At 65.6% G+C, this 13,215-nt stretch carries 14 protein-coding genes; 4 read left to right on the forward strand and 10 right to left on the reverse strand.

Going from position 1 to position 13,215, the window contains the following annotated elements; translation table 11 throughout:
• Positions 1-157: 157 nt before the first annotated feature.
• Positions 158-445, reverse strand: a complete 288-nt coding sequence (locus tag JWN03_RS18440; RefSeq protein WP_297616172.1) for a hypothetical protein — start codon at positions 443-445, stop codon at positions 158-160.
• Positions 446-674: 229 nt separating this feature from the next.
• Complete coding sequence (locus JWN03_RS18445) at positions 675-953, reverse strand: hypothetical protein (RefSeq protein WP_297616174.1); 279 nt, start codon at positions 951-953, stop codon at positions 675-677.
• A gap of 1,079 nt (positions 954-2,032) precedes the next feature.
• Between JWN03_RS18445 and JWN03_RS18450 the strand changes: the two genes are divergently transcribed.
• Together JWN03_RS18450 and JWN03_RS18455 are read left to right on the forward strand one after the other, a co-directional pair.
• Entirely contained in the window at positions 2,033-3,763 is a 1,731-nt protein-coding gene (locus tag JWN03_RS18450; protein ID WP_297616177.1) for a hypothetical protein, read from the forward strand.
• Complete coding sequence (locus tag JWN03_RS18455) at positions 3,760-4,533, forward strand: ESX secretion-associated protein EspG (protein WP_297616180.1); 774 nt, start codon at positions 3,760-3,762, stop codon at positions 4,531-4,533. Before JWN03_RS18450 ends, JWN03_RS18455 begins: the two co-directional genes overlap by 4 nt.
• A gap of 162 nt (positions 4,534-4,695) precedes the next feature.
• On the opposite strand, the gene JWN03_RS18460 is transcribed toward JWN03_RS18455, so the two are convergent.
• Positions 4,696-5,358 (reverse strand): hypothetical protein, encoded by a 663-nt coding sequence (locus JWN03_RS18460; RefSeq protein WP_297616181.1) that lies wholly within the window; start codon positions 5,356-5,358, stop codon positions 4,696-4,698.
• Between the two features lie 266 nt (positions 5,359-5,624).
• Between JWN03_RS18460 and JWN03_RS18465 the strand changes: the two genes are divergently transcribed.
• Positions 5,625-6,011 (forward strand): hypothetical protein, encoded by a 387-nt coding sequence (locus JWN03_RS18465; protein WP_297616183.1) that lies wholly within the window; start codon positions 5,625-5,627, stop codon positions 6,009-6,011.
• Between the two features lie 2 nt (positions 6,012-6,013).
• Positions 6,014-6,751, forward strand: coding sequence for a hypothetical protein (locus tag JWN03_RS18470; protein WP_297616185.1), 738 nt, complete (start codon positions 6,014-6,016; stop codon positions 6,749-6,751).
• A gap of 42 nt (positions 6,752-6,793) precedes the next feature.
• Here the strand turns inward: JWN03_RS18470 and JWN03_RS18475 are convergent, their stop codons facing one another.
• The 7 genes from JWN03_RS18475 to JWN03_RS18505 form a co-directional block, all read right to left on the reverse strand.
• Positions 6,794-8,032 (reverse strand): hypothetical protein, encoded by a 1,239-nt coding sequence (locus JWN03_RS18475; protein ID WP_297616187.1) that lies wholly within the window; start codon positions 8,030-8,032, stop codon positions 6,794-6,796.
• Complete coding sequence (locus tag JWN03_RS18480) at positions 8,029-8,346, reverse strand: type VII secretion target (protein ID WP_297616188.1); 318 nt, start codon at positions 8,344-8,346, stop codon at positions 8,029-8,031. The genes JWN03_RS18475 and JWN03_RS18480 overlap by 4 nt, the downstream gene beginning before the upstream one ends.
• 167 nt (positions 8,347-8,513) lie before the next feature.
• On the reverse strand, positions 8,514-8,858 hold the full coding sequence (locus JWN03_RS18485; protein WP_297616191.1) for a hypothetical protein: 345 nt from the start codon (positions 8,856-8,858) through the stop codon (positions 8,514-8,516).
• Between the two features lie 21 nt (positions 8,859-8,879).
• Positions 8,880-9,656 carry an ESX secretion-associated protein EspG gene (locus JWN03_RS18490; protein ID WP_297616193.1) on the reverse strand — a complete coding sequence of 259 codons (777 nt, stop codon included), beginning with the start codon at positions 9,654-9,656 and terminating at the stop codon, positions 8,880-8,882.
• Positions 9,657-9,661: 5 nt separating this feature from the next.
• Positions 9,662-11,455 carry a hypothetical protein gene (locus JWN03_RS18495; RefSeq protein ID WP_297616195.1) on the reverse strand — a complete coding sequence of 598 codons (1,794 nt, stop codon included), beginning with the start codon at positions 11,453-11,455 and terminating at the stop codon, positions 9,662-9,664.
• Positions 11,456-11,464: 9 nt separating this feature from the next.
• On the reverse strand, positions 11,465-12,781 hold the full coding sequence (locus tag JWN03_RS18500; protein ID WP_297616197.1) for a hypothetical protein: 1,317 nt from the start codon (positions 12,779-12,781) through the stop codon (positions 11,465-11,467).
• Positions 12,782-12,820: 39 nt separating this feature from the next.
• On the reverse strand, positions 12,821-13,126 hold the full coding sequence (locus JWN03_RS18505; RefSeq protein ID WP_297616200.1) for a hypothetical protein: 306 nt from the start codon (positions 13,124-13,126) through the stop codon (positions 12,821-12,823).
• Between the last annotated feature and the right edge of the window lie 89 nt (positions 13,127-13,215).

A 13,215-nucleotide genomic window follows, 5' to 3' on the forward strand; every position in this document is an offset into this window, starting at 1 on the left:
TAGAAACCCCCTGGTCTGGTCGCGCCAGCGTTGACCATCTGCGTACGGCGTTGGCCGGGAGGTCGAAGTAGGCAGTCGATGGCACCCGGAGGCGCGATGCCGATGCCCTCCCCACCCAGCGGAGAGGGATGACAATTAGTCCTCGCGCAGTGCGTACCTACTGCGAACGCTTCGATCGCGCTTCACGCTCGGCGAGATCGCGCTCGAGCTCCGCCTTCCAGCGCGCGGTATTGCTGCCGTCCAGCTGTCCGGCGAAGGCCCGGCGGGCGGCCTCCACAAGTTCCTCTGTGGCGTTCGGATGAGCGCGGGCGATCGTCTCCAGGGCACCTTCGGTTTCGTCGTCGAGCCCGGTCCCAGTGGGGATCCCACGCCCCGCCAAAACCTGTGACAATACGCGCTCGAAACTGCTCTGCAACTGTTCTCTGGTGGGGTAGCCACGCCGCACGTTCGGTCATCTCCTCTGTCGAACGGACCTTCAGCATTACACACCGTGCCCGAGAACCGATCTACGAACGACTAGGAAGCGTCGACCGAGTTCGATCTACCTGTACCACCAGCGGACTATCTTCAAGTAGTGCGTCGCCGTAGGCGAGAGTCTGTACCTGCCCGGTGAAAATCACTGCCTGCTTGAGGGATTAGCCCGCAAACAACACCCGACGACGAGACTGTCGCGATCAACCTGAACGCTCTTCACGCTCGGTGAGCGCGCGATCTCTTTCTGCCCGCCAGCGTGCGGTATTGCTGCCATCCAATTGCCCGGCGAAGGCACGGCGAGCTGCCTCTACGAGATCGTCGGTGACATCCGGCCCGGCGCCGGCGATCGCCCACAGGGCATTCTTCGTCTCTTCGTCCAACCCGGAACAGCTGAGGAGACCACCGCCCGACAGGATCCGCGACAGTAGGTAGTCAAAACTGTCCTGCAATTGCTCCTTGCTGCGTCGACCACGCTGCACGCCCGAATCACCCTCCGTTGAACTGATCTCAGCATTACATATGGCCGCCCATCGCACGGCGGGCGAAGTCGTGAGAAGCGATAACCGCACAGCGCTCGTGCGACGAAAACCGCTGCAGGAAGCATTGTTGGAAGTCGGCTGATAGAAAACGAGACGTGGTCGGTCCGTAGGCAGCCGGGTCGACAGGACGACGCGGAGACCATCGATCGGAAGGGAGGGACGGTGTGCGGCATGGACGTCCCAGTGAGGAACAGCTGAAGCTGAACTTCGAGGATATGTTGACGCGGGTTCTGGAAGGACGTGGTCTCCGGACCGAGACCGGGCTCGACAGCCCCACTAGGGCCACGTTGACGGAGATTGCCCGAGCGCACCCGAATGTCACCGACGAGCTTGTGGAGGTCGCACGTCGCGCCTTCGCCGGGCAACTGGACGGCAGCAACTCCGCGCGTTGGCGTGCCGAGACGGACCGGATGCTCGCCGAGCGAGCGGCGCGATCGAAGCGCTCATAATTGAGGGCGTCTACATGGAGTGATGACCAACCGTGGCGCTACTGATCTACTTCCGCCAGATTCGCGATGACCCCGCCGAGGTGGAGTACTGGTTCGGGGAGACCCGCGAACACCTCAGCCGCACCCCTGATCATACAAAAGGCCGAGAAGATCACTCGCACGCCACCGTCGGTCACATCATGCGCCGAGCTACGCGCGAAAAGGCATGGCCTGCACACGGTGTGATTGCTTCTTGATCGACGGTCACTGTTGGAGACTGGATCAATTGGGCTGCACCGCTGATTCAGCGGCGTAAATCGCTGATCTATTGGCGATCCTGACCCGTTCCAGGACACGTCCTCATGGTCGGGCGGGTCACCGTTCCAGGAGAAGAACCCAGTCGACCCACACTCCGTGCGGACGGCGGCCGGTGCCGATATGGTCAGCGGCAGGCTTGAGAGTCGCTCCCGCAGTGCGCTATCCGCTCAATCGCACCGAGCGGGTCAGTAGTCCGCGGCCCGGTGTGGTGTCACTGCGGGCCTTGCGCGATCAGTGATCGGGCTGCGAGCAGATCGCAGGGAGGGGATACGGATGGCCGAGGACAACGCCCTGACCGGCCTGCGAAACGACGCACACGCGGGTATCTTCTTCGATGCTGCCGCAGCGAGCACGATGGCCCAGCAGTGCGCAGGCATGCTTTCCGCGGTGGACTCGGCTATCGGCGTATTTCAGCGGGCAAAAGAGGTACAGCCGCTGAATCAGCGGAGTTCGGGCGCCAAGCTGGCTGACAAGTTCAATGCTGTCGCAAGGAATCTGATCGACACGGTGTTGAAGGATCACAGGCAGGTTCTCACCGCCATGGGCGAGTCGTTCGGGGCGGCCGGTCAGATATTTACCGGCGTCGATCAGGCGTCGGCCGACGTGTTCAAGAACGGAACGTTCACCGATCAGCAAGCGACCCTTGCCTTTCAGAAGTACCGTTCCGTCAGTGGCCAACCTGGTCTGGCGGTACAGGCAGGCGAGCAGCCGAGTCTGGCGGTATCCGCGACCGGGCAACCGGGACTTGCAGTGCAACCCGCCGGACAACCCGGATTAGCCGTGCAACCCGGCGGACAACCCGGACTGGCAGCACCGGCGGGTACGCAACCCGGCACGAACCAGTCGACCGTACTAGCCGGCGCGAGGGACAAGGTTGCGCTCGACTCGGCGGGGGTCGAGCCGGAGTACAGCGCGCAATACGAGTGGGACGACTTTCATAATCATTGGGACTACGTCGATGGGCAGCGGATCGGCGATCAGCTCACGAATCTCGCGCAGGACTGGCTCACGGCTCAGACCTATTTGGGGTCTCAGTCGAACACCTTCCGGAGTGCCACCGAGAAGTACCTCCAGGACTATCAGGGATCGGCCGCGACCGACGAACAGGTTTGGGCGTCACCGGCTGCGAAGATTGCTAAAACCGCGGTCCAGAAGTATCTCGAGAATCTGGGCGCGCTGACCGGTTCGATGGAGTACATGAGCACCAATCTCACCTCCGCTCAGAGCTGGCTCACCAACCTGCAGAACCACCTGCCGCACAAGAGCATTGCCGACACCTACCCGGATACATCGCACAAGGCAGAAGTCGAACAAGCGATGAAGGCCATGCGGCAGGCGTGGGAAACCTATTACGTCGCGGGCGTCAAGGATTCCAGCGCCAACATTCCCATCCTGCCCGACCCGAGATCTACGATCGCGGCGCCGACGGCGAAGGTCGATACCGCTCCGGCGCAACAGGGGAATCGCTCGCAGGGCGGCGACAATTCGAACGATGCCTCGAACCCGAACCCGACCACTCCCGACACGACAACGGACACCACAACCACCGATCAGACCCCCCAATCTCTGATCACACAGGCCGGCGCGGTGATACAAGCGGGCATCCAAGCCGCCCAATCGGCTGTGGAGAAGGCCACAACGGCCGTTCAAGACGGTCTGAAAACCGGCACCGACACAGCTCAGAGTTTGCTCAACCAGCAACTGCAGCAACTGGGCCTGATCCCGGGTGGTGGCAGCCCGTCCGGAGGGTCACCCGGCGGCGGAGGCCCCGTCAGCAACCTGGTCGGTACGCCGCCGAATTCTCAACTCTTCCCCCGCGCCGCCGGTCCGGTGACGACGGACGAGTCGACGATCGTCAGCACTCCGAGCGCCGGGTTGGCGGCGACCACTACCGGGTCCTCCGGCCCGACGGAGGAGCGTGCCGAATTCCTCACGGCCGGTCAGCATCTCGGGGAGGTGCTCGGAGAGCTGTCCGACGCCATCACACCGGTTGCCGAGCAATGACAGCGTCCTGGCAGTTCGCTGAAGCCGAGTTCTACGTCCTGTGGATGGATCAGACGGGAGAGGAACCGCCCGAACCGTTTGCCTTCACGTCGGCGACCAGGACCCCGGAAGACTTCCACAGCGAACTGCGGGAGGCGCGTAGGCGCCTGAACCACAAGCTGGACAGCGACTTCCACCGCGTCTTCGACACACTCTCCCACCCCGACCTGTACCTGACCGCCTACGGGTGGAGCCAGCAGGACCCCTGGGGCGCGGACTCCCAGATTCGTGTGCGCGCGGTCAGGAAAGGTCCGAAAGGTTATGTGATAAGCCAGCTTCCGGGTGCGACATATTGGCGTCGCGGCGGGTATACCGTTGTCGAGTGCGACCCGCTCCAGCTGTCCGATGCCGTCGCCGCGGCCATGCCGTCCGCTCCGCGCGGCCGCCGGGGAGATTTAGCCCTCGCCTCTCGGGATGAGAACCTGGACTATGACTTCGGCCATTCTGGCATCGCCGCACGATCGGACTCCCCGATATCGCGAAGCGCCGAATTCCTCGAAACTCCGATCACGACGGCGGGCGTTGTCCACATCGTCCAGGGCAGCTCGGTCTTCGGCCCTCGCGGCATCGCTCGCTTCGAAGTTCGCTTCCGAGACCTCGCCGACGACGGCCGGTACGCCATCACCTCGAACCCGGAACAGGCTCTCGCCGTGGACGAACCACGATTCGCCTCGGTGCTCGACGATTACATCGCAGCGGTCATTCAGAGGATCGATGACGAACGCGGCTGACCGTGCGGATCGCTCCTCAACGAAGTAGCGAAAACACTGCCACGGCACCGTAGATCACCGCGCACCGAACCGGCGCCGAAATTCAGCGATGCCATGGAGTACGAGGATTGGCCGTCGTCGCAGGACCGCGGTGGGCCCACCAGCCGGGGCTGGTGAACTGGCCTACTCGGAACCCAGCTCGGGATAGAAGCCGCGCTGGAACGGCTGCAATTGCGAGACAGCCAATTGCCCGCCCCCGCGGCAGATCGGGCATACCCGATCCCCCGCGCATTCGGGGCAGGTGCGCTGCCCGGTCACCGCATCGGGCAGCCAGCCGCGGCCACCACATTCGGGGCACACGCCCAGGCCGTCGCACTCGTAGCAGAGCACATAGCCCGCGCTGACCGAGTCCGACGTGCGGCTCGGGTCCGGCTGGTCGGCTTCCTGTGGTGTGGACAGGGCTCGGGCCGGTGAGTTCGCGCTGTACAGCACGGTGGGTGTGTGGTCGGGGACGCGGATTTCGATGGTGCTGCCGTCTCGGTAGCCGGCCACGAGGGTGCGGTTCACCTCCCGCGATTCGGACACCTCCCAGCCCGCATCGGCCAGCATGCGGGCGCCTCGGCGCACGGTGTCGGCGGCGTTGACAGATTCGGGTCGCTGTCCCCGGAAGGTGGTCGAATACCGGTATTTCACCGGTTCGGCCCAATCGGAGACGGTCGGTTCGCTGAGGAAGAGCAGCATGAGGTCCGCGCCCGGGGTGAGCTGTTCGATGAGCTCGACCAGCTGGGCACGCAGCACTCGGCCCAGGCGGTCCAGTTCCGCCCGCGCACCTGGTATTTCACCCATGCCAACTCCCTTCTGGCGGGACACTATCATCTGCCGAATGCCTGGTCGGACTATGGACCACCACGGTATGGGAGGAGTTGCCAGCCCCTCTGGACGGCGATCGTATGAACCCTCGGCGATGGCCGGGCGACGGAGAGATGGCGTGCGCCAGTAGCTTTCATGCGCCATTCACCTCGAGTTGTCTGGCGCCGTTGCGACACAGTCGATCTCTGACCGCCGATATCGAACCCGAGTAGCGGATACGGGCATCGAATAGGCTGCGATCCATGGTTGAGCGATCCGGGGAAGCGCTGCGACTGGCGCGAGTGTACGAGGGGCTGGGAGCGGACGGGCGGCCGCGGGCGGGAAATCGGGCGGCTATTGTGCCGTGGTTCCAGGACGATGTGCTGGCTTATCTGGAGGCGGCGCCGGTCGTGCTGGCGGCGCGCAGTTTCGAGGTGGATGAGTTCGCGCCGCAGGAGCGGGATGTGCCGCTGAATTTTCGCACCGACGGGGTGTGGATCTGGTCGGGCGCGGTGCCGCACTACCTGCGGAAACACGGGCTGCCGCCGGAAGGTGAGCTGGTGCGGCACATTGTGGGGCGCAATTGCGAGCTCGGTGTGGTCGACGAGGCTGCCAAGGAATTGGCGGTCCACATCATCACCGGGGGCTGAGCATGCGGGACAGACTGGCCCTGCTCGATGAGGGCAATCGGCTGCACGCGCTGTATCGGGAGGTCGGATATACGCCGGAGGGTAAGGACGCCATCTATCGAGTGTTCGACCTCCAGGACGCATACCGCAAGCTCTTGCCCGATGTCATTGTCGCCCGCTGTCCGTTCACCGATGCGGTGGTGCGCTGGCCGCTGGACAATGTCGATCTTGATGGCTGGTACTGGGATTGGGACCAGCCTATCCGCCGGCATGTTGCCGGATTGCCGTTCAGCTGGCTGACCATGGAGGGCGCCGTGCGCCTGGCCGAGCCGGTGACGGCTGCGCCTTTCCACGCCATGCCCGGGCCGGCCGCGCCCTACGTCGTCCCGCACCTGCTGGAAGACCCCGAGGTGCGCGCGGTGCTGTCGGAGCTGCCGATCGGCCGCCATACCGGTTGGGCGATCACCTATTTCGGCAATAAGCGCCCCAAGGACATTGCACTGGAGAATGTCTGGGGCAGCCGGACCAATGAGATCCACGATCCGCGCGGGCTGGAACGGGATTCGAGCGAGCACGTCCCGCATCCCAGCGATCACGATTTCGACCTGCGGCCCTGGCTCGATGCCGGACAGCTGCTCTGGATCGCGCCCGGTGACACCGATACCGCGCTGCACGAGGGCGCTGCCGACTGCCCCTACCTCGATATCGAGGGCGACCACCGCGAACAACTCATCAACCGGGGCGAAATCATCCGCTACTGAATCCGGCTGCAGGCGAATCGAATCCGCCTGCAGACCGGGTTGTCAGAGGTTGGTGGTGGGGACTCGCGGGGTGGCGGATCCGGACGCGCCGACTACCGGAACACCGGTATTGCCGAGCTCACCGACAACATCGTCGCCGTGTTCACCGGTCACCAGGTTGGTGCGGATATCGCTGTCGTCGTCGGCTTCCCCGGCGCGCGATGCCAGACCCGCGCCCGCACCGCCCATCGGAGGGGCCATGCCCGGGCCGGTGGTGGCGGCGCGCGGGGCGGCCGCCGGTTCGGCGGCCGGGGCCGGGGATCCGCCGGGGGCGGCGGTGGAGCGGGTGCCGGTCCACTGACCCAACTGGGCGGGACCCGCTGCGCCCAGCCCGCCGCTGATCGGGACGGCGCTGCCCGGCGTGCTGCCGGCGGTCGTGGTGATCGGCTGATCGACGGGTGCGGTTGTCTCGTCCACGGGCTGGGCGGTGAGCGTCTGCGCGATCGATTGCAGCTGTTGCGCACCGGAGCTGGCCGAGCTCGCCAGCGTCTGGAGGCCGCTGAGCAGTTGGGTGACCTGGGAGAGCGAGTCGACGCCCTTGGGCGCGTTGGTGACCGCCACCTTCTGGCCTGCCACGGTCATATTGGCGTTGTGCACGGTCAATTGAGCGCGAGTGTGTGCGACCACAGCCGTTGCCTCGGCGGCGGTTTCGCTCGCCATCGACAGCAGGAAGGCCTGGCCGGGCGGAGTCACCAGGAAGGGCGCCGAAACGGTGACGGCCGTGACGAACTTGGTGATGACGGCCGCCATCGAGGCCGCGCCGATGCCCACCGTTGTTGCCGCGCCGCCCAGTACGGTCTTCTGCTGCACATTCTGGGTCTGCAGCTCCAGCGCATCCGACTGTGCCGCAGCGCCTTTGTCGGCCGCGCCGGTGGCGCCCTGACCCTGCCAGAGGCTGGAGGCCACGGACATGAGTGAGGAGGCCAGCGAGACGACCTGCTGCAGGGCGCTCGAAACACCCGAGAGCACCTGCATGGGATCCACGCTGGCGCCGCTGATCTGGCCGGTGCCGAAGGACTGCGCCAGATCGGTGAGCGGGCGGGTGAGCGCGGACAGGTCGATCACCGGCAGCGGCGGGAGACCCGGGAGCGGCGGTGCGGGCGGCAGCTGGGGCAGCGCCGATACACCCATATCGCGCAGGATGTCATTGATCGGCCGGTCCAGCATCGGACCGAGTGCGGTGCCGCGCAGCACATCCGCCACGGTGGTATCGGGTGAGCCCGGCACCTGCGGCGTGCTCATAGCTCCTTCGACAGTGCGATGAAGTCGACGCTGGACTGCGCCTCGACGCCGTCGTAGGTCGCGGCGGCCTCGTGCGCGGTGACGGCGGTGCCGGCGTGCACCGCCGCTAGCTCAGCGGTCGAGGCGAAGTGGTTGCCCTGCGCGCCCGCGAAACTCAGCAGGAAGTCCTGGCCGATCAGGCCGAAGACCGGTACCAGGGCCGCGACGGTGGCGACCTGATCGGCCCCGGCGGCGCCGGCAATTGTCGATGCCATCGCCGCCGAGACGTCACCGTAGTGGCGGATCGCGTCGGGTGTTGCAACAAGGTTGCTCATGAGACCCCCATCGTGAAGATCAACTCGAAATGAACTATACGGAGCGAAGATTCGGCAGGCATAGGAAAGTGTTCACCAACTCCGGACCTGTTCGGTGAACAAAAGGTGTTCCCCGGGTTATAGGCAGAAATCGGTATCAGACTGCCGCACTGCGGCTTTCGACCATTTTAGATGGGCCGCAACCAACTGTCCGGTTCGGTGTCGTAATCCTGCTCCTCGACGTATTCCTGGCGAGTCACCTCGGCGACCGTGGGCAGGCCGGTCAGGGCCAGTAGCTCCGGCGCCAGACCCGCGGCGCGCAGTTGCTCGCGACGCTGTAGACCCGCGCGATTCGCGGACTGCTTGCACAGGCGCAGAATCTCGCCCGCCAGCGCCTGCGGATCATTGCGCAACTGGTCCCGCTCCACGCTGACACCCAGCGGCAGGCCCTGTTCGGTGGTGCACACCACCACCGCTCCCGTGCGGGAGGCGACGGTGAACTCGGTCGGGAACGGCGCACTATCGGATTGCACTGATATACCTGCCTTTCACACTCATTCGTCCTCGATGGCCATGAGCACCTCGGTGATCCGGGCGTCCACGGCCGTGGCCATGCGTTTGCGGTCGGCGGGCACGGCGACCGGCGGGAAATCCGCGGTGACGACATAGCGGCCGTCATCGGCCAAATCCCGCCACTCCAGCTGGAAGCGGATGATGCCGCGCGGGCCGAATCGGGAACGGCCCTGCACCACATCGATGGTGCCCATGCTCGGTGCGGGGGCCGCCAGGAAGTCGGAGGCGCGGTTGATCACCGTGCCCTCCATGCTTTCGTGCGCCGGGGACAGGCCGTAGCCGTAGTCGAAGTCCTCGGTGTGCTCGGATTCGGCCAGCACGATCTCACTGCCGCGACCCGCGGCGGTATCCGGCAGCGCGGTGACGATCTGCGCCGCCAATTCGCGGGCATCGAATTCGGTCACGGTGAATCCCGCACTGTGCCGCACGGTTTCGCCGGGCTGCTGCACCACCAGATAGCCGAAGTCGCCGGAGCGGATGCCGAGCATGCGAATGCTGGCCTCCGCGGTGGTGCGGTCGCGGCCGTCCCAGCCGCGCACTTCGACCCGGACGTCGGGCGTGCGCAGCACGGGCAGCACCTCGGCCAGCACCGGATCCCGGTCGCGCAGTGCCTCTTTGGCACGCGCCAGGTTCGTGAGGTGATCGTCCCACCACTCGGTGCGGCTGGCGTACATGAGCGGGATCGGCAGGAATTCCTCGCCGAGCTCCTCCCACAGGACCAGGAATTCCAGATCGGTGAAGGTCCAGGTTCGTTGCACCGAATTCAGCCCTCCACCACGGGTTTCGCCACGATCGGCGCCTCACCCATGGCAGTCTCGAGCGCCTCGGTCGAGTCGAGGAATTCGGCGCGCTTGTGCTCTTTGCCCTGACCGCCCTGGCCGCCCGCACCGTGGCCCATACCGCCCATGCCGCCGCCCATGCCGCCCATCGGCGATGCCGTCGCGGTGCCCGTGGCGACGCCGGCTCGAATGGCCGACTCCGCGGTTTCGATGGCGACCGCCGCCCGCGGGAACAGGCGCGAGTTGAGCTCTTTGAGCGGGGCCACGCCCAGACCACCGGGGCCACCGCCGGGCCCGCCGCCGCCCGGCAGATCCTTGGACAGCTGACTGAGCAGGTTGGGCATTCCGGCCAGTGTCATGTTCTTCAACTGATCCTGCGTCTGCTGCTGTTGCTGCTGTGCGGTGGTCGTCTGTGCCGACTGCAAGCTCTGGGCGGCCTGCTGCAGGGCGCTCTGCAGTTGGGATGACTGCGAGCTCGAATCCTGACTCGTCTGTGCGGGATTCGAGCTCTGGCCGGAGCTCGACTGGCCGGGATCGGTCGTGCCGGGGCCTGATTTGCCCGGGTCGGTTTTGCTGGGATCGGTTTTGCCGGGATCCGACTTGCTCGGATCGGTCTTGAGCGCAGCGTCTTTGAGATTCGGAACGCTCTGCATCTGACCGCCCGGCAGCGATGACGGGTTGAGCCCGTTCGCCGACGGCGCCGGTCCCGTCGGTCCCGGGCCGCCCGGCCCGGCATACGTGCGCGGATGATAAGTCGGCGGCGGCTGCAGCACGGGCGCCGGCGCGGTGGGATCGGACAGTTTCGGAATTGCCGTGCTGGCGTGTCCGATTCCGGGGATGTACCAGGTTTTGAAGCCGGCGACCGCGACCTTGACCACGGCGTCCTCGGTCGGAGTGCCGTTCAGCTTGTCACCGTCCCAGCCCTCGGGCAGCGCGGCCTTGGTATTACGCAGAAAGCCCGCGGTGTAGTCCAGATTCGTCGACATCAGGCCCATCTCGTTGACGAGATCATCGGCCTGCGACTTGAAGAGCTTGACTGCCGCGATCGCACCGCTGGCGCCGGCGCCGGTCCACGACTTGTCCTTCTCGAATCCCGCCATCAGCGTATCGAGCCGGTCGAAATCCTTGGAGATCCAACCGGCCATATTCTTCCAGTCGTCGCTGCGGTCGGCCACCGTCTGCGGATTGATGCCGACACCGACCTCGTAGAACCACTCGCCGCCATGACCTGACGGATCCTCGGCGCCGATCGCGTCGGTGTAGTGCGCGAGATCGGTCTTGCCGATGCCCTTGAGACCGCCGTATCCGCTGTTCTTGTCGAAAGCGGCATCCGCCGTCGGCTCACTCCAGGTCGGGATGGCCGCCTTCCCGTCCGGGGTCAGATTCAGCACCGGATAGTTGCCGTCGGCGGTCTTCTTGAAGCTGTTGAACGCATCTGCGGAACTCTCCTCCGTGGCGTCGTACAGCTTGCCCGCCGTCACCAGGGTGTCGCCGAGCGCGTCCACCAGGGTGATGTAGTGGTCGACAATCGTGGCGAGACGGCCGCCCTCGGTATTGAAACGACCCGCGAGCTCCACTGCCTTCGGCAGATATCCATTATCGCTGAAACCCTTGTGCTCCTTGACCACGAACACCCACTGCTTGGTCATTGCCAGTGAGTGCGAGAGGTCTGCCGCGTAACCGGCCGCCTTCGTCGCGGCACCCTTGTCGAGTGTCAGCGTGCCATCCTGCGCCGCCTGCGCAGTCCCAAGCCAGGGGTTGACGGACTCAGTACCCATGTCCCGCTCCTAACTCGTCCAACTCGTCGATTGCCTTCGGCGGAAACGTTGTTCGGACTCCGGCAGCGGGTCCGGGCCGGTACGAATCGTGCCCGCCAGCGTCAGCTGATAGTGCGCCTCATCCAGATATGCTGCGGGACCGAATGTTTCGACGAGCTGTGCACGGGTGATATCGCTCCGCTCGGCCGCGGCGACGAATTCGGCTATGGCAGCGCGCTGTTCGGGAGTCGGATGGTCGGCAACCAGTCCGGCGATCACATCGGCGACCGTGGTAGACGTCCAGATACCGGGCACCGCGGCGGCGAGATCGACCGCTGCCGGAGACTCGCCGCAATACCAGCGACCGCGCTCCCACCAGTAGCAGAAACTCAGCAAACCGCCTGCGGCGCGGGCGTTCAACACCGAGTTCGCCACCCACTCCGGCGCACCCGCGTACAGGTGCGGCAGCGGCGCTTTGCCGTTGTAGGCGGCCGATAGCTCCGGGGCGTCCCACACGCCGCCCGAGAGCACCGCGCGGCCACCCGGCAGGGCGTACAAAGTGGAGCCGGAGCGGCGGGAGCCTTCGAACCAGCCAAAGGACGGCAGCGCACGCGGACCCCAGTCCGAACCGACCGCGAGGAAGGCCGCCGCGATGGCCGACCACCGCGCCCACAGCACGGGGAAATCCGGGAAATCGTCCTCCGACAGTGTCTGCAGCACACCGGATTCGCGATCGGCGCGCGCGGCTACGGCTGCCTGCTTCGGAGTACGCGACTGCCGATTGTCGTGGCGCACATAGGCGCCCAGCCAGGTGGGCAGGACGGCGCGCGGGTAGGCGCCGAGGTCCGCGAGGTAGTCCTGGGGGGCGAACAGCTGATCGTCGGGGAAGGGCTCGTCGCCGTAGTCGTGGTCGACGGTCAGCTCGCCGGTCGCGGTGATCGACAGCAGCAAGCGCCACCACGGACCGTCACCCAGCTGAGCCGCGACCTTGCGATGCTCCACGACCAGCGAAAGCACTTCCGGCGAAGGCGAAATCGGCGCCTGCCGCTGCTGGTCGTCGTAGAAGACCACGCGGGCCAGGCTGCCGGTCACCGTCAGCGAGAACGCGGCGTCCACGCGGTGCCAGCCCTCCGGGCCGATCGACATCAGTTCGCGCGCAATGCGATGCGCCAATTGCCGGGACTGCTCCGCGGTATCGGTGACATCGGTGACGACGCCGTCAGCGGAGATATTGAAGCCGACATCCGGGACGGATTCGTCGTCCGGGCCGACAACGACATTCGGATCAGCGACGCCGGGATCCGGTTCACCCGTGCGGGTTTCGCTGGAATCGTGCGACGTGGTCATGGGCGATCGGCTCCTGAGACCTCCGCGATCGGGAGCACGCTAGTCCGAGTGCTCCTGCTGCTCGCGGGCACTTTTGCGCTGTTCACGTTCCTCGAACCACTTCTCCATATCCTGCTCCCAGCGCACGGCATTGCTGCCGTCGAGTTGACCGGCGAGCGCCTGCCTCGCGGCCTCGACCAGCTCGGGGGTGACCTCCGGGTAGGCCTTGAAGATCGTCCACAGCGCGGTCTGGGTGTCGTCGTCGAGCCCGGTGGCGCTGCGGGGACCCTGCCCTGCCAGCACATCCGCCAGCACCTGGTCGAAGTTCTCCCGCAATTCGTCGTTGCTGGGATAGCCGTCGCGCACGTCCGTATCCTCCCTCGTTCCCACCAACTGTCAGCATCACATATGCCGGATGGCCAGGGGGTGGCCGAAGTCGTAAAAATTGGCGAACT

The organism is Nocardia sp. (genome assembly GCF_025465275.1).
In the GTDB taxonomy this organism is placed as follows: Bacteria; Actinomycetota; Actinomycetes; order Mycobacteriales; family Mycobacteriaceae; genus Nocardia.

Excerpts from the sequence above, each read along its gene's own strand:
- JWN03_RS18475 (WP_297616187.1), bottom strand. The coding sequence starts at position 8,032 with ATGAGCACGCCGCAGGTGCCGGGCTCACCCGATACCACCGTGGCGGAT.
- JWN03_RS18500 (WP_297616197.1), bottom strand. The coding sequence starts at position 12,781 with ATGACCACGTCGCACGATTCCAGCGAAACCCGCACGGGTGAACCGGAT.
- JWN03_RS18460 (WP_297616181.1), bottom strand. The coding sequence starts at position 5,358 with ATGGGTGAAATACCAGGTGCGCGGGCGGAACTGGACCGCCTGGGCCGA.
- JWN03_RS18480 (WP_297616188.1), bottom strand. The coding sequence starts at position 8,346 with ATGAGCAACCTTGTTGCAACACCCGACGCGATCCGCCACTACGGTGAC.
- JWN03_RS18495 (WP_297616195.1), bottom strand. The coding sequence starts at position 11,455 with ATGGGTACTGAGTCCGTCAACCCCTGGCTTGGGACTGCGCAGGCGGCG.
- JWN03_RS18470 (WP_297616185.1), top strand. The coding sequence starts at position 6,014 with ATGCGGGACAGACTGGCCCTGCTCGATGAGGGCAATCGGCTGCACGCG.
- JWN03_RS18455 (WP_297616180.1), top strand. The coding sequence starts at position 3,760 with ATGACAGCGTCCTGGCAGTTCGCTGAAGCCGAGTTCTACGTCCTGTGG.
- JWN03_RS18465 (WP_297616183.1), top strand. The coding sequence starts at position 5,625 with ATGGTTGAGCGATCCGGGGAAGCGCTGCGACTGGCGCGAGTGTACGAG.
- JWN03_RS18450 (WP_297616177.1), top strand. The coding sequence starts at position 2,033 with ATGGCCGAGGACAACGCCCTGACCGGCCTGCGAAACGACGCACACGCG.